General features: G+C 42.2%; 18 protein-coding genes and 2 other annotated features. Of the genes, 14 read left to right on the top strand and 4 right to left on the bottom strand.

Annotated elements, in window-relative coordinates:
- Positions 1-61 precede the first annotated feature (61 nt).
- Positions 62-967: a magnesium transporter CorA family protein gene (locus IGI41_RS12880; protein ID WP_430610170.1), complete on the top strand. Its 906-nt coding sequence runs from the start codon at positions 62-64 to the stop codon at positions 965-967.
- Here the strand turns inward: IGI41_RS12880 and IGI41_RS12875 are convergent.
- Positions 964-1,596, bottom strand: coding sequence for a pentapeptide repeat-containing protein (locus tag IGI41_RS12875; protein WP_430610169.1), 633 nt, complete (start codon positions 1,594-1,596; stop codon positions 964-966). The two genes, IGI41_RS12880 and IGI41_RS12875, sit on opposite strands and share 4 nt — an antisense overlap.
- A gap of 334 nt (positions 1,597-1,930) precedes the next feature.
- On the opposite strand from IGI41_RS12875, the gene nox reads away from it, so the two are divergent.
- The 11 genes from nox to IGI41_RS12820 all read left to right on the top strand — a co-directional run bounded on the left by nox (position 1,931) and on the right by IGI41_RS12820 (position 12,178).
- Entirely contained in the window at positions 1,931-3,265 is a 1,335-nt protein-coding gene (gene nox, locus IGI41_RS12870; protein WP_430610168.1) for a H2O-forming NADH oxidase, read from the top strand.
- Between the two features lie 86 nt (positions 3,266-3,351).
- Positions 3,352-3,475 (top strand) — a sequence feature (ribosomal protein L20 leader region).
- Positions 3,476-3,522: 47 nt separating this feature from the next.
- The gene (gene infC, locus IGI41_RS12865) at positions 3,523-4,044 is read left to right on the top strand and encodes a translation initiation factor IF-3 (RefSeq protein ID WP_054115106.1); all 522 of its coding nucleotides are present in this window, start codon (positions 3,523-3,525) and stop codon (positions 4,042-4,044) included.
- 60 nt (positions 4,045-4,104) lie between these two features.
- Positions 4,105-4,305 (top strand): 50S ribosomal protein L35, encoded by a 201-nt coding sequence (gene rpmI, locus IGI41_RS12860; protein ID WP_003128650.1) that lies wholly within the window; start codon positions 4,105-4,107, stop codon positions 4,303-4,305.
- Positions 4,306-4,367: 62 nt separating this feature from the next.
- Entirely contained in the window at positions 4,368-4,727 is a 360-nt protein-coding gene (rplT, locus tag IGI41_RS12855) for a 50S ribosomal protein L20 (RefSeq protein WP_430610167.1), read from the top strand.
- A gap of 764 nt (positions 4,728-5,491) precedes the next feature.
- A complete protein-coding gene (locus IGI41_RS12850; RefSeq protein WP_430610166.1) occupies positions 5,492-6,013 on the top strand; it encodes a PBECR4 domain-containing protein in 522 nt (173 codons plus the stop codon).
- A gap of 449 nt (positions 6,014-6,462) precedes the next feature.
- Positions 6,463-7,053, top strand: a complete 591-nt coding sequence (locus tag IGI41_RS12845; RefSeq protein ID WP_430610165.1) for an MptD family putative ECF transporter S component — start codon at positions 6,463-6,465, stop codon at positions 7,051-7,053.
- Positions 7,054-7,068: 15 nt separating this feature from the next.
- Positions 7,069-7,761 carry an energy-coupling factor transporter transmembrane component T gene (locus IGI41_RS12840; protein ID WP_430610163.1) on the top strand — a complete coding sequence of 231 codons (693 nt, stop codon included), beginning with the start codon at positions 7,069-7,071 and terminating at the stop codon, positions 7,759-7,761.
- Positions 7,758-9,179 (top strand): ATP-binding cassette domain-containing protein, encoded by a 1,422-nt coding sequence (locus IGI41_RS12835; protein ID WP_430610162.1) that lies wholly within the window; start codon positions 7,758-7,760, stop codon positions 9,177-9,179. Before IGI41_RS12840 ends, IGI41_RS12835 begins: the two co-directional genes overlap by 4 nt.
- A gap of 196 nt (positions 9,180-9,375) precedes the next feature.
- The gene (locus tag IGI41_RS12830) at positions 9,376-10,083 is read left to right on the top strand and encodes a response regulator (protein WP_430610161.1); all 708 of its coding nucleotides are present in this window, start codon (positions 9,376-9,378) and stop codon (positions 10,081-10,083) included.
- Positions 10,073-11,425 carry a sensor histidine kinase gene (locus IGI41_RS12825; RefSeq protein ID WP_430610160.1) on the top strand — a complete coding sequence of 451 codons (1,353 nt, stop codon included), beginning with the start codon at positions 10,073-10,075 and terminating at the stop codon, positions 11,423-11,425. The genes IGI41_RS12830 and IGI41_RS12825 overlap by 11 nt, the downstream gene beginning before the upstream one ends.
- Positions 11,426-11,530: 105 nt before the next feature.
- Positions 11,531-12,178: a PepSY domain-containing protein gene (locus IGI41_RS12820; protein ID WP_430610159.1), complete on the top strand. Its 648-nt coding sequence runs from the start codon at positions 11,531-11,533 to the stop codon at positions 12,176-12,178.
- A 65-nt stretch (positions 12,179-12,243) separates the two neighbouring features.
- On the opposite strand, the gene IGI41_RS12815 is transcribed toward IGI41_RS12820, so the two are convergent.
- From IGI41_RS12815 to IGI41_RS12805, 3 genes are all read right to left on the bottom strand, one after another.
- Positions 12,244-12,414 carry a hypothetical protein gene (locus IGI41_RS12815; protein WP_430610158.1) on the bottom strand — a complete coding sequence of 57 codons (171 nt, stop codon included), beginning with the start codon at positions 12,412-12,414 and terminating at the stop codon, positions 12,244-12,246.
- Positions 12,415-12,486: 72 nt separating this feature from the next.
- A complete protein-coding gene (locus tag IGI41_RS12810; protein ID WP_430610157.1) occupies positions 12,487-12,933 on the bottom strand; it encodes an acyl-CoA thioesterase in 447 nt (148 codons plus the stop codon).
- Positions 12,934-13,028: 95 nt separating this feature from the next.
- The gene (locus IGI41_RS12805) at positions 13,029-13,973 is read right to left on the bottom strand and encodes an aldo/keto reductase (RefSeq protein WP_430610156.1); all 945 of its coding nucleotides are present in this window, start codon (positions 13,971-13,973) and stop codon (positions 13,029-13,031) included.
- Positions 13,974-14,112: 139 nt separating this feature from the next.
- Positions 14,113-14,318, top strand: a binding site (T-box leader).
- Positions 14,319-14,637: 319 nt separating this feature from the next.
- Between IGI41_RS12805 and hisS the strand changes: the two genes are divergently transcribed.
- Positions 14,638-15,951: a histidine--tRNA ligase gene (gene hisS / locus IGI41_RS12800; RefSeq protein ID WP_430612853.1), complete on the top strand. Its 1,314-nt coding sequence runs from the start codon at positions 14,638-14,640 to the stop codon at positions 15,949-15,951.
- Positions 15,948-17,723 (top strand): aspartate--tRNA ligase, encoded by a 1,776-nt coding sequence (aspS, locus tag IGI41_RS12795; protein ID WP_430610155.1) that lies wholly within the window; start codon positions 15,948-15,950, stop codon positions 17,721-17,723. Before hisS ends, aspS begins: the two co-directional genes overlap by 4 nt.
- Positions 17,724-17,782: the final 59 nt, after the last annotated feature.

The raw sequence follows: 17,782 nt of genomic DNA, 5'->3' as shown, positions 1-17,782 counted from the left end.
GTTTAAGTGGGCTTTGGGCTTTTTTTCTTTTATAATAGAAAAAAAGACTGGAGGGAACACTTTGGAAAAGAAGCACTTATTCAATGATGGCAACTATGAGTGGATCCAAGTGGATCAGCAAGATGCTGCAAGTATCACTGCATTGCAAAAAGAATATCATCTCTCAGATGAGATGCTGACATATTCCTTAGACAAAAATGAACGGGCTCGGGTCGAATACGATGCGGAGGAAGCCGCATTATTGGTCGTGTACAATGTGCCGCAGCAAGACAAACGCGACAACCATTTCGAAACAAGCCCAATGACCTTTATCTTGAAGAAACAGCAATTATTTACCTTTTCCTCACAGCACACACAGTATGTGATGCCAATGATGGAACGTCTGATCATGCAATCGCCCATGCAAACACCGATCCATTTTTTGTTTCAAAGTCTTTTTTTGATTTCAGGCACCTTCTTTCCTTTAGTTGAAGAAGTCAATAGTGACCGCATTCGACTCAACCAAAGATTGCGGGAAAAAACGACGAACAAAAATTTATTGCAGATGTCCGATTTAGAAGTGGGGCTTGTCTTTTTGGTGTCAGCCACCAAACAAAATGCGGTTTTGTTGGAACAAATCAAAGCATTATCGATATATCGTTCCATGGATGATGACGAAAAAGAGCAATTGGATGATGCGCTGATCGAAGCCAAACAAGCGGTAGAGATGACCCAGTTGGCCTTTCAGATTTTAGAACAGTTGTCTGGCACGTATAATAACTTGTTGAACAACAACTTGAACGATACCATGAAATTCTTGACTGTCTGGTCCTTGCTCTTGACCGTACCGTCGATCGTCACCAGTTTCTTTGGCATGAATGTGCCTTTGCCATTCACCAATTCCGTATTTGGCTGGGGAATCGCTTTGTTGATTAGTTTGGTACTTTCGATTTGGATGTTAGTAGCCCTTTGGCGGCGCATTCGTTAATCGATGACTAAGCCAAGACCAGCAGCAATGATCAAGCCTTGCTCTTGGTCTACTACAAGTCCTTTGAGTTGTTCCATTGAGAGGGAAATTCGCTCAAAGCGATTGCTTCTGAAATCTAATGTGGCCAACTTTGTGTGAAACCAATTACTGTTGTTCAGCTGATTCTCTTTGAGGGTCAGGTGTTTCCAATCAACTTCAGTAAATTCGCTGTCATTACATTGACAATTGTCGATCAGCATAGTGCGTATATTGGTGTTGCTGAATGAGGAAAAATTGGCGGTACAATCGATAAAGGTGCAATCGCGAAAATAACTGTCTGCAAAATTAGTGCCGGTCAATTTACATTGTTTAAAAACCACGCGATGAAAGCTGGCCCCATAACATTCAAGGTTCGAAAAATCACACTGTTCAAAGACGACATGTTGACATTCCCATTGTTCAAGTCGTGTTTTTTGCAGGGTGATTTTTTTGAGGTGACATTGTTTTAAGACGAAGTTTTTGCATGTATCATAACTGCAATCAGCATCTTCAAAGAAAGCACCAGCGAATATTTTTTCTTCTTCTAAATAAAAATCATCTGTAATAAGTGTCGGCAGCAATGGAGGGAGCGGGCTATTTTTTTTGGCCATGGAATCATCCTTTCAAACTTTTTTCTAGTATATCATGTGGAAAGTCTTGTCAGGAATATTTCGAATGATCTCGATGCTAAAGATTGTGAAATTTATTCAATGGTGGTTGAAAATGCTTTTAAATGGGAGAAAATCGATACTAGATTTTATTTTAAAATTCACAATCTCTTGTTTGACTAGGAATATCCAGGTGATGTATCGGTCAGTTTCATGCAGCACATGACGCTAGTCTTACGAAAACTGTCATTTTTTTTGAAAAATGAAAAAAAGTTGATAGTTGTTCTTTTCACAATCTGGCTATAATGACAATGTAAACAAAAGGAGGAAATTTTCCATGACAAAAACAGTCATCATTGGTGCGAACCATGCAGGGATCGCAGCCGCAAATACATTATTAGACAATTATCAAGATCAAGAAGTAGTTATGATCGATCGGAATACAAATTTAAGCTACCTAGGTTGTGGGACTGCTTTATGGGTTGGACGTCAAATCGACTCATATGAAGGATTATTTTATACAAAACGTGAAGACTTTGAAGCCAAGGGTGCAAAAATCTACATGGACACAGTTGTTGATCACATCGATTTCGAGAAAAAAGAGGTCCATGCTGTGACACAATCAGGTGAAGAAGTGGTTGAATCGTATGACAAAGTGGTCATTGCGACTGGTTCAGTGCCAATCTCACCTAAAGTACCTGGGCGTGACTTGAAAAATATCCACTTCTTGAAGAAATTCCAAGATGGTCAAACAGTGGATAAAGAATTGGCTTCAGACGAAGTGAAGAACGTGGCTGTCATCGGTGCTGGTTACATCGGTGTGGAAATTGCAGAAGCGGCAAAACGCCGTGGCAAAAACGTCTTATTGTTTGATGCAGCGACGCGTGCTTTGCCAAACTACTATGACAAATGGTTTACGGATGATATGGATGTCAATTTAGCAGATAATGGTATCGAATTGCATTTCGGTGAATTGGCGCGTGAATACAAAGGAACAGATAAAGTAGAAGCAGTTGTGACTGACAACGGCGAATACCCAGTAGATCTAGTCATCAACGCGATCGGTTTCTTGCCAAACAACGAATTAGGCAAAGATCATTTAGAATTGTTTGCTAATGGTGCCTACTTAGTAGACCGCCATCAACAAACGAGTGATGCGGATGTCTATGCAGTAGGTGACTGTGCGACGGTATACTCCAATGCATTACAACAAACAACGTATATTGCTTTGGCAACCAATGCGGTTCGCTCAGGGATCGTAGCTGCCCACAACATTGGTGGTACTTCTCTAGAATCAACGGGTGTCCAAGGATCAAATGGGATTTCGATTTTCGGTTATAACATGGTGTCAACAGGCTTATCTGTAGAAGCTGCTGAACGCAACGGCTTGAAAGTGAAGTATTCTGACTATGAAGATACCCAAAAACCGGGCTTTATGAAAGAAAATGCGACTGTCAAGATTCGTATCGTCTATGAAGAAGACTCTCGTCGCATCGTAGGCGCGCAAATGGCGTCACGCACATCTGAAATTGCGATGGGTATCCACATGTTCTCATTAGCGATCGAAGAAGGCGTAACGATCGACAAGATGAAATTACTTGATATCTTCTTCTTGCCGCATTTCAACCAACCATACAACTACATTACGATGGCTGCATTGAAAGCTGAATAATATTGATAGCCGGGGCCACGTGCCTCGGTTTTTTTATTATAACCGTTGACAAGTGTTTTGAAAGCTTGTATACTATAAGAGTTGAGAAATAAAAGTAGAAGCACCCGCTTCTCGCCTGAGTGAATATCTTGCTGGGCAGAATAGGATTCCAATCATTTATTTGTATGGAGTACGTGCGGGTTCGTGAAGAACTCGTTTTTTTATTGTCTGATTTCGAATCGACAAGCTTTTCTTTCTCTCAAAAAACTCGGAGGTGAATGACCATAGCAAAGGATATGATGGTAAACGACGGCATTCGTGCACGTGAATTGCGTTTGATTGATCAAAACGGCGAACAACTTGGTGTAAAGAGTAAAGCTGAAGCATTGCAAATTGCAGAACGAGCAAACCTTGACGTGGTATTGGTGGCACCAAATGCAAAACCGCCAGTAGCAAGAATTATGGATTACGGAAAATACCGTTTCGAGCAACAAAAGAAAGACCGCGAAGCGCGTAAGAAACAAAAAGTAATCAGTATCAAAGAGGTTCGTTTAAGTCCAACGATCGATGTGAATGATTTCAACACAAAATTGCGTAATGCACGTAAATTCCTTGAAAAAGGCGATAAAGTGAAAGCTTCTATCCGTTTCAAAGGCCGTGCCATTACCCATAAAGAAATTGGTCAGAAAGTGTTGGATCGTTTAGCTGAAGAAACGACTGATTTGGCAACCGTTGAGCAAAAGCCCAAAATGGATGGCCGCAGTATGTTCTTAGTATTAGCACCAAAAAACGATAAATAATGACTCACTGAGTTTCAGTTTAAAGTCAGATAACGAAAGATTTTGAGGAGGAAATTAGTTATGCCAAAACAAAAAACACACCGCGGATTAGCAAAACGCGTCAAACGTACTGGCGGCGGCGGATTGAAACGCTTCCGTGCATTTACTAGTCACCGTTTCCACGGCAAAACAAAAAAACAACGTCGTCAATTGCGTAAAGCTTCAATGGTTTCAGCTGGCGATTACAAACGTATCCGTCAACAATTAGCACGCATGAAATAATTGCGTCACCAGTCTTTACGTATACAAATAATGAGTGATTTTCAAATTAGGAGGAATTATACATGGCACGTGTTAAAGGTGGAACAGTAACTCGTAAACGTCGTAAAAAAGTGCTTAAATTAGCAAAAGGTTACTACGGTTCTAAACACACTTTATTTAAAACAGCAAAAGAACAAGTAATGAAATCATACAGTTACGCATATCGCGATCGTCGTCAAAAGAAACGCGACTTCCGTAAATTATGGATCGCGCGTATCAACGCAGCGGCTCGTATGAATGGCTTAAGCTACTCAAAATTGATGCACGGTTTGAAATTATCTGAAATCGACATCAACCGCAAAATGTTAGCTGACTTGGCTGTAAACGATGCAACAGCATTTACTGCATTGGCTGACCAAGCAAAAGACGCTTTAAGCAAATAATCAATGTCCTCACTCTTTTTGAGTGAGGTTTTTTTGTTCTTTGACATTTAGCTTTGGTGGAGACAAATTCAACTGAAAAATTAAGTCTGATTCAGTGAAATAAATTGTTTAGCTGGATCTTATTTTTGTTGTAAAAATAGGTCCTTGGTAAGCGCAACTGAAAGAGGGACCAAAAAATTATTTGAGCCATTTTTTTCGTGCTTTCCACTCGAAATGAGAGACCACTAAGATCCGATATGTGAGCCCGATGGGGCAAACAGTCCACTATAGCTTTTATTGTCAGTAATCTCCGTTACCGGATTAATAGAGCGTGAAGAAGTTAACGGTCTGTTAATCAAGGCGAGTATCAAAATTGATAATAGCCTCTAGTTAGCAATTTGATTGAATTTTTTGTTATTTTTAACATTTTTTTGACTGATAATTTTGGTAAGTATACCACCCAATGGGTGGTTTTTCATGTCTTATATTACTTCGTATTGCTTCAAAAGCAGTGTTTTTTCGATTTCTTTCAATTGACGAAGGTTGATAATGATGTTATTCTAATCATGAAGATTAGCTATCTTCCTAACTGACAATTAAACCTTGTCTGTCTAGTCCAGCGCGCTAAGTCTACAAACTTGTAGAGATACGACCGTTGGCAGTCGTGTTGCCTGCGTGAGGCCTTATATCATTGCGTAAGTCCCCATGAGAGACTTGTCTCATGCTGCCAAGTACATATTAGAGGGGTGCTTCTAGCACTCCTTTTTATTTTAGGAGAAAGTAAATTGCAGCCTAACTTAAATGAATTACTGAATGATTACAATACTAATTTTTCTAATAAATCAGTAGAAATGACAACGAACTATAAAAAGATTTCCATGATAAAAATCAAGATGGAAGAGAATAACTTTCCACATTTATTGGGATTGCACTATTGTATTCATGGAAAAAGTGCTACTGAATTATGCAAGATGATTAAATTAGAACAATTGGAGTATGAACAAATTAGGAAAACGCAGGAGTTCAAATTTTATAACATTAAAGAGAGAATTGGCTGCTATAGCTATTTGGGACAATTTCTGTATAATGCTGAAGGGCGCGTATTCTATCCTACTGACAATTTAAAACCCAACCCAATGAAGCTTACTTTGGTATTTTCCGAGAGAAAAGGAAATGGCGAGGTGGTTCTTGGTGTAAAAAGAGATATTGAACAGGATTGTTATCGTTTGGCAACTCTTCATTATTCAAGAAAGCAAAAATATACCAATATGCGTAGTAGTAAGATTTTAGCTACAAGGTGGTACTAAAAAACCGCCCACAAAGTGAACGGTGGTTCCACGTTAGATGAAAAATTTTGACCCAGACTTGACCCAGAATAAATATAAACCGACTTAGATTCTGGTAAATGACTATGTTCTAAAGATTGATATTATCGGCTTGTTTTAAATGCTAGTAAACCCTATTAAATCTATTTTCTGGCTGACCAAGCAAAAGACGCTTTAAGCAAATAATCAATGTCCTCACTCTTTTTGAGTGAGGTTTTTTTTGTGGTTGATAGGTGTTGATGTCTTGTATTGGTACTTAGTGATTTAAGCGTAACCAAAGGGGATGCAACAATTGTAGGGGAATGATGAGCATATCTCCATTTGGTTTGTCCCTTTCTATGCTATACTCAAGCTTTGTAACAAAGAGTTTGGTTAGCGAACAGAGATGGTTCAAATGTTTATCTCTGTTTGAAAGAAGGAGCGTATCAACAGTGAAGAAGTTAAAGGTACAAGATTTGATTGCAATCGGGATTTATACGGCTATTTACTTTCTATTGATGAGTGTCTGTTTATTGATTTTACGGTTTGTGATTCCTGGTTTTCATAATTTATTTATTCCAGCAGTAACGGCATTATTTTCGGGTGTGATTTATCTTATTTTATTACACAAAGTACCAAAATTTGGCGCAATCACCATTATGGGTACCGTTGTCGGGCTCTTTTTTTTGATTTCAGGCCATTTTCCATTGGCATTTTTGCCGAATATGATTTGTGCGTTGGGGGCAGATTTGATTCTTTACCGAACAAGATTGCAAACACAAGTAAAGATCATGGCTAGTTATATTGTCTTTAGTTTTGGATTAATGGGGCCGATTTTGCCTTTATGGTTTATGAAAAATGCCTATATTGACTCATTGATTGCGCGTGGAAAAGATGATGCGTATATCAATGGTGTCTTTGTGCATACAACAACAGCAATGTTTGCGATATGTGCAGCAGCAGTCTTGGTTGCTGCCGTTGCCGGCTTATTTATAGGCAGTCGTTTATACGACAAACATTTTCGATCTGCCGATCAAGGATAAAAAGGATGACATGTGGTGAATAAATCAGTTTTTGATCCCCGTACCAAATTAGCGGTGATTCTTTTCGCTAGCTTAACAATGATGATTCCCATTCGCTGGGAAGAGGAATGTCTATTCGTGACATTCCTCTTCCTGCTGTTTGTGTGGAGTGGTTTCTGGAAAAAAGGTATTACCTTATACTTGCTGTTCTTATTTTTGACCTGGACAGATCAGCAATTATTTGCCCAAGGCGAGCATGTATGGTTGCTGCTGCTTGATTTCTTCTCGGTCGGCTATCGGCGCCTATTGCCAACGATCATGGCGGCAGTGTTTGCGGTCAGTGGTACGCGCAATAGTGAATGGATGGCGGCTTTGCAAAAAATTCATCTGCCAAATGTCTTATTGGTTCCACTGGCTGTTTTGTTTCGGTTTTTCCCGACATTGATCCAAGATTTTAAACGAATCCGACAAGCAATGCGGTTGCGGGGAATCGGGGTGACGGGGGTATCTTTGTTCGTACACCCTGTCCAATCACTAGAGTACCTCTTGATTCCATTATTGATGTCCGCGGAAAAGACCACAACTGAATTATCAGCGACTGCTTTGGTTCGCGGGCTGGCAACGGATACGCGGCACACAACTGTCTATGATCAAAAGCTGCAGTGGCGCGATGGGCTTGTATTGTTGGTTCTGGGGGGATTTTTGCTAGGAAGGGTGTGGCTTGCATGATTCGATTGGCGCATGTCCAAGTGATACGAGAGAAACGACAAGTGTTGACAGATCTTTCTCTGACGATCCAATCAGGAGAAGTGATCGTACTCTGCGGTGCTAGCGGAAGTGGAAAATCGACGCTGCTGAATGTATTGAATGGCTTGATCCCAGAACTATACCCAGCAACGGTCAGCGGTGAGATCCAAGTCGATGAGATTTCATTGCCGGTGGCTGATTTTTCCACCTATGCGCAAAAAATCGGGGTTGTATTTCAGAATCCTAAAACACAATTTTTTACTACAGATGTCTACGCTGAATTGGCATTCTCGATGGAGAATGCCGGCATTGAGCCCCGATTGATTCGTCAGCGCATCCAGGAAATCGCCTGCCAATTTGACATCACCCATTTACTGTCTGCAAGTGTCTTTGACTTATCTGGAGGAGAACAGCAGTTGGTGGCGTTGGCTGCAGCTGCGATGCTGCCACATGATTTGTTTTTGCTAGATGAACCTTCAAGCAATCTGGATGATGTGGCTGTGGCTAAGTTGGTCCATGCGCTGACAGTGTTGAAGCGTCAAGGAAAAACGTTGGTGATCGCAGAACATCGCTTGGCCTATCTGACTGCTTTGGCGGATCACTATTGTTTGCTGGAAAAAGGGCAGATCAAAGGGGTATATCCAGCAAAAGAAATGGCCGCATTCAGTCCGCAGCAGATCCATGATCTAGGCTTAAGGCAGTTGCAAGAGCCCATCGCGGATCATGATCATCCGACTCTTGGCGTGTCGAGCCATGTGTTGACGATCAAAGGATTGAAAGTCAAACAAAGCCAAAAGAGACATACACGCCCATGGGCCGTTGCAATCCCTGAGCTGGTCTTGCCGATGAAACAAGTGATAGGCATCACCGGACCAAACGGCGCTGGCAAATCGACAATGGTCCAAGTGCTGTCAGGTTTGAAGAAAGCACCGAAGACCTCCTTTCAAATGAATGGACAGCCATGGACGCAAAAACAATTGCTGCAAAACAGTTTTCTTGTGATGCAAGATGTCAACTTACAGTTGTTTTTTGAAACGGTCGAAAAAGAATTGCTGGTCAGAGCTGAAAAGCAAGCGGATTTTGAGCGAGTCGTTTCTTTATTGGGATTGGCTAAGCTCTTGAAACGTCATCCGCAAAGCTTGTCAGGTGGAGAAAAACAGCGTGTGGCGATTGGGAGCGCCTTGTTATCTGGCAAACGTTTGTTGTTTTTTGATGAACCGACCAGTGGATTGGATCTGCGACAAATGGAAGCAGTTAGTACCTTGATCCATCAAGTCTCCCAAGAAGTTGACCTCTTGGTGGTCATCAGTCATGATCAGGAGTTTCTGCAAAGGACTTGTCCGCAAATCGTTCGTTTGTCAGAAGGCGTGTTAATAAGAGATGATCAAATGGAAAAATGACTATTGGCTATCGAAATGGATGGAGTTATTTTTTTTATAGATAAACAGACCGTTCCTTTTTCATCGGGAACGGCCTTTTTCTTCTATTGATCATGACAACATGAAAAAATCTTCATCAAATTTTGCACCAATTGATTAGCAGCTGGATGGATTATCCGTTAAGATAGAACCAAGTATATCTTTAGGAGGGATCAAGATGTCTTTCACTATTCTGATCGTTGAAGATGAAGAAAGCTTGGCCAGTTTCATTCAACAAGAGCTGACCTTTGAGGGGTACCAAACGCTCTGGGCCAAAGATGGACAGGCTGCACTGACTCTTTTTCAGCAAGATCGATCTGCTGTTGATTTGATTTTATTGGATTGGATGTTGCCGATCTATGATGGCATGACTGTTGCGCGCCGAATACGGAAAACGAGTGATGTCCCGATCATCATGATGACTGCACGCAATCAAACGGCGGATGTCGTCACCGGGCTTGATGTAGGCTTAGATGATTATTTGACCAAACCCTTTGACATCGAAGAACTGTTTGCGCGAATCCGAGTGATCGAACGCCGCATAGCCAAAATGGCCCAATTGCAGCAACACACGCAAAATCAAGTAACCGTTGGCAGATTGGCACTAGATGCGGCGAAACATTTGGTGACGATCGATGAAGAACGGATTGAGTTGACGCCTAAAGAGTTTGGCATCTTGTATGAATTGATGAAAGAGCCAGGCATCGTTAAAACCCGTGATGACTTATTGAATGAAATCTGGGGGTATCATTATGACGGGCAAACCAATGTAGTGGATGTCTATATTCGGACATTACGCAATAAATTGGCTGATCATACTGCAGAAACGATGATTGAAACTGTCCGTGGTGTGGGGTATGTTTTGAGGACAGCCGATGAGAAATAAGGAAAAGACCATCCGCGGCAACACTGCCCAGTTTCAGCTGACACGCCAATTCTCTTTGTTGTTGGGGGCAGTCATGCTGTTTTTCAATCTCGTCTTTATCCTACTGTCGATTGGCTTTTTGTATGAACGGATCGAGGATCAAGCAGATCATGTTTTTGAAGCCATTGAAAAAGGGCATGCCGCAGTAAGTGGTTGGCCCTCACTGATCGACGCGTATGTATCGGCTGATGAAGAAAGTGCCTTGCGGGTTGAGCAAGCAGATGGCCACAGATATGACTCGGAAGAAGCGTCCACTGTTTTCCCTGCGTTGGCAGCAGGAAGAATCATTCCTTTGCTGGAAGGTGTTATTCTTAGCGAGGAAGGCGTCTATTTTTCGAAAACAGAGAAAATAAATGGGGATCAAGTCACCGTCGCTTTGAATGCTGAAGCAAGTGTTGAGTTGGCCTATGGCTTATTGTTGATCAGCAGCTTGCTGAATCTTGCCGCAGTTGTGATCGGTAGTGTATTGATCTATTGGCGCGTCGGAAAATGGAGTCGTAAACTGACTTTGATGGCGCAAGAAATCGCTGCTATCGAATCTGGTGGATCAGGAGAATTGACGGTAGTGCGAGAACCTGTTGAAATCCAAGCGGTGGCGGTTTCCTTCAATCAATTGCTCAAAGAACAACGAGAAACGATTGCCCGCGAAAAACGCTTTATTGCGGATGCCTCTCATGAATTGCGGACACCGCTAGCGGCGATTCGCGGACATGTCAAACTGATCCAGCGTCGGGGGACAGCGCATCCTGAAGTGATTCCGTCTTCTTTATCCTTTATAGATAAAGAGTCTAAACGATTGGAAGTTCTCAGCAATCAATTGCTGGATCTGGAAAAACAGCCAATCAATACAATGGCGCAAACACTTGATGTTGGACAACTCATACGAGAAGTCTGCGAAAAGCAAGCTGTTGTCAGTCCGCAAACGATCGATTATGTGATCGAGGAACCATTGCTGATGAAAGGATCAAAAATTGATTTCCAACAAATCGCACAAAATCTGCTGGAAAATGCAGCTAAATATGCGCCATCTGACTCAACGATCTATGTCCGTTTTTGTCAAAAAAACACAGGCATTTGGTTGACAGTCACTGATCAAGGCATGGGCATTCCTGATGACCAGAAAGAACGTATTTTTGATCGATTCTACCGCGTAGAGAACTCGCGCTCGAGTGATATCGCTGGATCTGGTATCGGATTATCGTTGGTCAAGCAAATCGCTGATCAGTATCAAGCCCAAATCTCTGTTACAGATAATCAACCAAAAGGGAGTGTATTTGCAGTTTGTTTTCCTGCGAGTCAATAAAAATGAAGATTTCTTCACCTAACCTTCAAGCATTTTTGATTCTTTTTTATCCTACTCTTGGTATGCTATATGTATAAACAAGAAAGCGTATAGGAGGAAGATACAATGAAGAAAACAACGATAGTTATGGGGATTGCATTTGTCGGATTATTGGCAGGTTGCAGTCAAAACAATCCAAACAGCTCGTCACAAAGTGTTGAAAGCAGTACGGAACAAAGTACGACCACCACGACATCATCAGCGGTGTCTAGTACAGCTGCTTCAACAACCAATACGGCTGACAGTACCACAAACACAACTGGGGAATTGCCTTCAGTCACAGTGGAAGAAGCAATCAAAGTCTTCCAAGACAAATATCCAGATGCAGCAATCACAGCACTAGAATTGGATACCACCTTTGGCAATTACTTCTATAAAATCGAAGGGGTCGACGATGCCAATGAATATGAAATGACTGTCGATGCTGAAACGAAGGCGGTCTCTGATGAACGGACAGAAGCGTTAGATGCAGATGAGCAAAATGGTGTCAAAAAGGCAGAAGACCAATTGACTATCACAGACTTGCTGTCGCTGGCTGAAATTTCAGATATTGCGGTCAAGGAAGTAGGCAGTGGAGAAGCGACGGATTGGGATCTTGATAAAGAGATGGACATCACGTATTGGGAAGTCAAAGTCCAAGACGGCAATACCCAAACAAATGTCAAAATCAATGCCCAAACAGGTGAGGTTTTAGAAACAGAAATCGATGACTGATCTGTTTTATCATAAAAGCAAGCAGCAGCTAAGTTCTTTGGGAAAAGAATCTAGCTGCTGCTTATTTACGTATGTTGTTTGACTTCTTTCAACGGTTTGACACGACCACCAATTTTGGCTGCAAATGCTTCGGACTTTTGCCGGTCTTCAAAGACCCATAACTTGTCTGGAATTTTTTCACGTGTGCGACGACCATCTTTGCCAATATATCCATGCAAAACTTTGATTACGTACATCGCCATCTTCCTTCCCTGAAATTACTTATGATTATACGAAAGCAGTTTCAAAAAGCAAGTATTCTGCCTAAGTCAGTCTTGGGTGGGGGATGTTTCGGACAAGGCTGCATAGGCAGCAAATCGTTGATGGATCTCTGGGAATTGTCGTTTTAGATGGACCAATCGATTGGTTTCTTTGGACATGAAGCAATGTTGGGAAGTGCCTACTGTAGCCAATTTTCCATCACTTTTGTATACTTCATAGCGAAAATCCAAACGTGTGCCTGTGTATTGATCTACCAATACTTTGATCAAGATTTCATCTTCGTAACGAATCATTTGTTTATATTGCGCCGAAACCCCTAGTACGGGTACGATCAAGCCAACAGCTTCGATCGTATGGTAAGGCAGATCCAAATAGTCCAGTAATTCGACACGGGCTTCTTCAAACCAGCGAATATAATTGGCGTGGTGAATGATGGCCATTTGATCTGTTTCATAATAATGGGGTTTACGGGTATAGCCGGGATATAAAGACATCGTACTGCTCCTTTTCATATGTTCGGTTGTTACTCAGCATAACGCAAAACAAGAGAAAAGCAAAGGAAGCTTTTCTCTTAGAACTTGTCCAGTGTTTAATTAAAAACGGCAAATAAATGATCAATCAACTGATAATCTGCTTTGGTTAAATGGATGTCCATTGCCTGGGCATTTGCTGTGACTTGTTCGACTTTTTTTGCACCAGGAATCACCGCAGTAATCTCAGGATTTTTCAAGTACCAAGCCAAAACCAACTGCGTGATCGTCGCATCGTAGTTGTCGGCGATTGGTTTTAATTGATTTACTGTTTCGACGATCTTTGCAAAGCGTTCACCCTTAAAGTCAGGATTGCTGCTGCGGATATCATTTTCGGCAAAAGTTGGTTCTTTTTCGTACTTGCCAGTCAATAACCCTGAAGCTAGAGGGAAATAAGGCACGAAGCTGATGTCGTGTTCTGCTAAATAAGGAAAGAAAGTTGTTTCTGCTTGGCGATGCAGCAGACTATATTCCTCTTCAAGAATATCGACGTAGCCATCTTGGTTGGCTTCTTGCAATTGGTCAAGACTAAAGTTGGATACACCGATCGCTCGAATCTTGCCAGCTTCTTTTAGTTGATGTAGCGCAGCGATGGCTTCATTCTTTGGTGTTTGCTCGTCTGGAAAATGGATATAAAAAATATCGATATATGCCGTCTGTAAACGAGCCAGCGCGTCTTCTACCGCCTGGGTCAAAAATGCTGGCGAATTGTCTTTTTTGTCTGGGTTGCCGGGTGTATGGGCGGCTTTAGTAGCAATGATCACTTTGCTGCGGTCGAATTCTTTTTCTTGCAAGACAGCACCAATCAATTCTTCTGAACGTCCTTCGCCATAAATATAGGCGGTATCAATCAAGGTAATACCGTTACGTAAAGCAGTTCGCAAAATATCCTTGCCTTGTTCATCATCCAGACCTGCAAAAAGATTGTGACCGCCAATCGCATTTGCCCCTAGACCTAACGAACTTGCATATACAGCCGACTTGCCAATTTTTACATCTGCCATCTTTTTTCCTCCTCAACATCTTACATATGGTTTATTTTTAGTGTAAAGCAAAGAAATGAAAATTGGTAATCAAAAGGTTTGAAAAAAGCTTGAAAAATCTTGACATTTCTGCCGGTTTCTTGTAGTTTATAGATAATATCTACTATCGATGAAGGATCGAGTACTTTGATGTTGCCCCTTAAAAGAGAGAACTGCCCTGGCTGAAAGCAGTGAAGGACGAACAAAGGAAAGACAATCTGGAGATGAACAGAAGCAAAGCTGTTCCGTGACCGAGCGTTAATCGTGATGAGGAGAAAGCAATTTCTCGAATGTAGGTGGTACCGCGTGTAATAACTCGCCCTTGTAAACAAACAAGGGCGAGTTTTTTTGCTGTGAATCACTACGATTGACGACCAGAGGGAGTCAGAGTAGATGATGAGCAGTACTAGCTGAGGGCAGGGAGGGTAGTCTCCGTCGTTACGAATCACTACGATTGACGACCAGAGGGAGTCAGAGTAGATGATGAACAGTACTAGCTGAGGGCAGGGAGGGTAGTCTCCATGATGATGATCGACAGATCTTTGCCTTCGTTAGAGAATGTACTGACAGACCCAATACATACGAAGTAGCAGCCAGCAGGCAGATGATACGTAGCACCCATGAAACAATAGGAGGATAAACGATGATGAGTTACCAACGCCCAAAAGGGACAAATGATATTTTACCGGGAGAATCAGAGAAATGGCAGTTTTTAGAAGAAACTGCGCGTTTGGTCTTTCGTGACTATCAATTCAATGAAATCCGCACACCCATCTTTGAACACTTTGAAGTGATCGCTCGCAGTGTCGGGGATACAACAGATATCGTATCGAAAGAAATGTATGATTTTTATGACAAAGGCGAGCGCCATATCACACTGCGCCCTGAAGGCACCGCACCGATTGCCCGCTCGTACGTTGAAAATAAACTGTTTGGGCCAGAACATACCAAACCATATAAAGTATTTTATATGGGACCTATGTTTCGCTATGAACGTCCGCAAAAAGGCCGTTTGCGCCAATTCCACCAAATCGGTGTGGAAGTCTTTGGCTCTGCTAATCCAGCAACAGACGTGGAAACGATGGCCATGGCCATGGATTTTTATCATCAACTTGGCTTGAATCAATTACGTTTGGTCATCAACTCACTAGGTGATAAAGAAACACGTCAAAATTACCGTCAAGCATTGATTGATTACTTGGTGCCCCATGAAGCGGAGTTGAGTGAAGACTCACAGCGTCGTTTACATGAGAACCCATTGCGGGTATTGGATAGCAAAGACAAGCGAGATCAGAAGTTTGTGGCCGACGCGCCATCGATCTTGGATTATTTAACGCCAGAGGCAAAAGCGCATTTTGATACGGTGGTTATGATGTTGGATGCGTTAGGCGTAGCATATGAGATCGATTCGACAATGGTTCGGGGGTTGGATTATTATACCCACACGATTTTTGAAATCATGAGTGATGCGCCAAAAATGGGTGCGCAAGCCACCATTTGTGCTGGCGGCAGATACAACCACCTAGTAGAAGAACTGGGCGGTCCAGAAACACCTGGGTTTGGCTTTGCTTTAGGAATGGAGCGGTTGCTGCTTACCTTAGAAGCAGAAGAGGTTGTGATTCCTGCTTTAAATCAATTAGATGCCTATGTGGTTGGTTTAGGCCAAGAAACCAATGTCGAAGTCTTGAAAGTCGTTCAAGCCATTCGCAACTTTGGTTTTTCAGCGGATCGCGACTTCATGGACCGAAAGGCCAAAGCACAATTTAAATCTGCAGACAAACAAGGCGCGCAATTGGTGCTGACTTTAGGAGAAACTGAAGTGGCACAACAAGTCATCAATATCAAATCAATGGCCAGTCGAGTGGAAAAACAATTCCCGCTTGCAGCACTATATGATCATTTTGATGAAATCTATGATGAAATGACCACGATTATGATCGAACAAGGAGAAGAAAAATGAGTAAACGTACAGTATACTGCGGCCGTGTATCAAAGGCCCAATTAAATCAAACAATCACCCTGAAAGGTTGGGTACAAAAACGCCGTGATTTAGGCGGCGTGATTTTCATTGACCTCCGGGATCGTGAAGGCATCGTTCAAATCGTCTTTAACCCTGAAGTATCAAAAGAAGCGTGGGAAATCGCTGATAAATGCCGCAGCGAATACGTGTTAGAAGTGACAGGTGAAGTGATCAACCGTGCGCCAGAAGCAATCAATCCTAAAATGGTGACAGGTGAATACGAAGTGATGATCACGGACATCACGATTTTGAATACAGCCAAAACGCCGACTTTCTTGATTGAAGATGACCAAACCGTCAGCGATGAGATCCGCATGAAATACCGCTATTTAGATTTGCGTCGCCCAAAAATGACGCAAAATATTGTGATGCGGGCGAAAACGACCCAATCGATTCGCAATTTCTTAGACAACAATGACTTTCTAGATATTGAAACACCTTACTTGGCTAAATCTACACCAGAAGGCGCGCGGGATTACTTGGTTCCATCAAGGGTTCACCCAGGTCATTTTTATGCCTTGCCGCAATCTCCGCAAATCTTTAAGCAATTATTGATGGGCGCAGGCTTTGACCGCTACTATCAAATCGTTCGTTGTTTCCGTGATGAAGATTTGCGTGGCGACCGTCAACCTGAGTTTACACAAGTCGATATCGAAACAACCTTTTTGACTGCCGAAGAGATCCAAACATATACAGAAGAGATGTTGGCTAAGGTGATGAAAGAGGTCAAAGGCTTAGAAGTCACGTTGCCATTTCCTCGCATGACTTATGATGAAGCTATGGGTCGTTACGGCAGCGATAAGCCAGATACACGATTTGCGATGGAATTGATCGATTTGTCTGAAGTTGTCAAAGATGTTGATTTCAAAGTATTCCAAATGGCCCTTGAAAAAGGCGGCGTCGTGAAAGTATTGAATGCTAAGGGTGCTGCGGATAAATATTCTCGTAAAGATATGGATAACCTAGGCCATTACGCGGGCCAGTTTGGCGCCAAAGGGTTGGCGTGGGTCAAAGTTGAAGCAGACGGTCTAAAAGGTCCGATCGCAAAATTCTTAACGGAAGTAACCGATGAAATCATCGCAGCGGCGCATGCCGAAGTGGGCGATATTTTGATGTTTGGTGCTGACTCATTTGGTGTTGTTTCAGCAACATTAGGCGCGATCCGCAATAAATTAGGGAAAGAACTTGGCTTGATCGATGAAAGTAAATTCAACTTCTTGTGGGTCACTGATTGGCCGCAATTTGAATATGATGAGGAAGCAGGACGTTATGTTTCAGCCCATCATCCCTTCACATTGCCAAAAGAAAGTGATCTTCCATTGTTGGCAACTGACCCTGCAAAAGTTTATGCAGAAGCGTATGATATTGTCTTGAATGGCTATGAATTAGGCGGGGGTTCATTACGGATCCATGATCGGGCTATCCAAGAGCAAATGTTTGAAACATTAGGGTTTTCACGCCGTGAAATGCAGGCCCAATTTGGTTTCTTGTTGGATGCGCTGGACTATGGTTTCCCTCCTCATGGCGGAATTGCTTTAGGATTGGACCGTTTAGCCATGTTATTGGCAGGAGAAGACAACATTCGCGAAGTGATCGCATTCCCTAAAAATGGGAAAGCCGCTGATCCTATGTCACAAGCACCAAGTACAGTGTCGCCAATGCAATTGTTTGACTTGAGTATTGATGTGACTACAGTTGAAGAAGACGAATAAACAATAAACGAAGAAATGAGTCATATGTCAGAAATTGATGAATAAATGAAATATTTTCA

Origin of the sequence: Enterococcus sp. DIV0876, assembly GCF_050529585.1 — a bacterium.
In the GTDB taxonomy this organism is placed as follows: domain Bacteria; phylum Bacillota; class Bacilli; order Lactobacillales; family Enterococcaceae; genus Enterococcus_D.
Note: the sequence above shows the minus strand (reverse complement) of the source record. Positions and strands in the feature narration are given on the sequence as shown.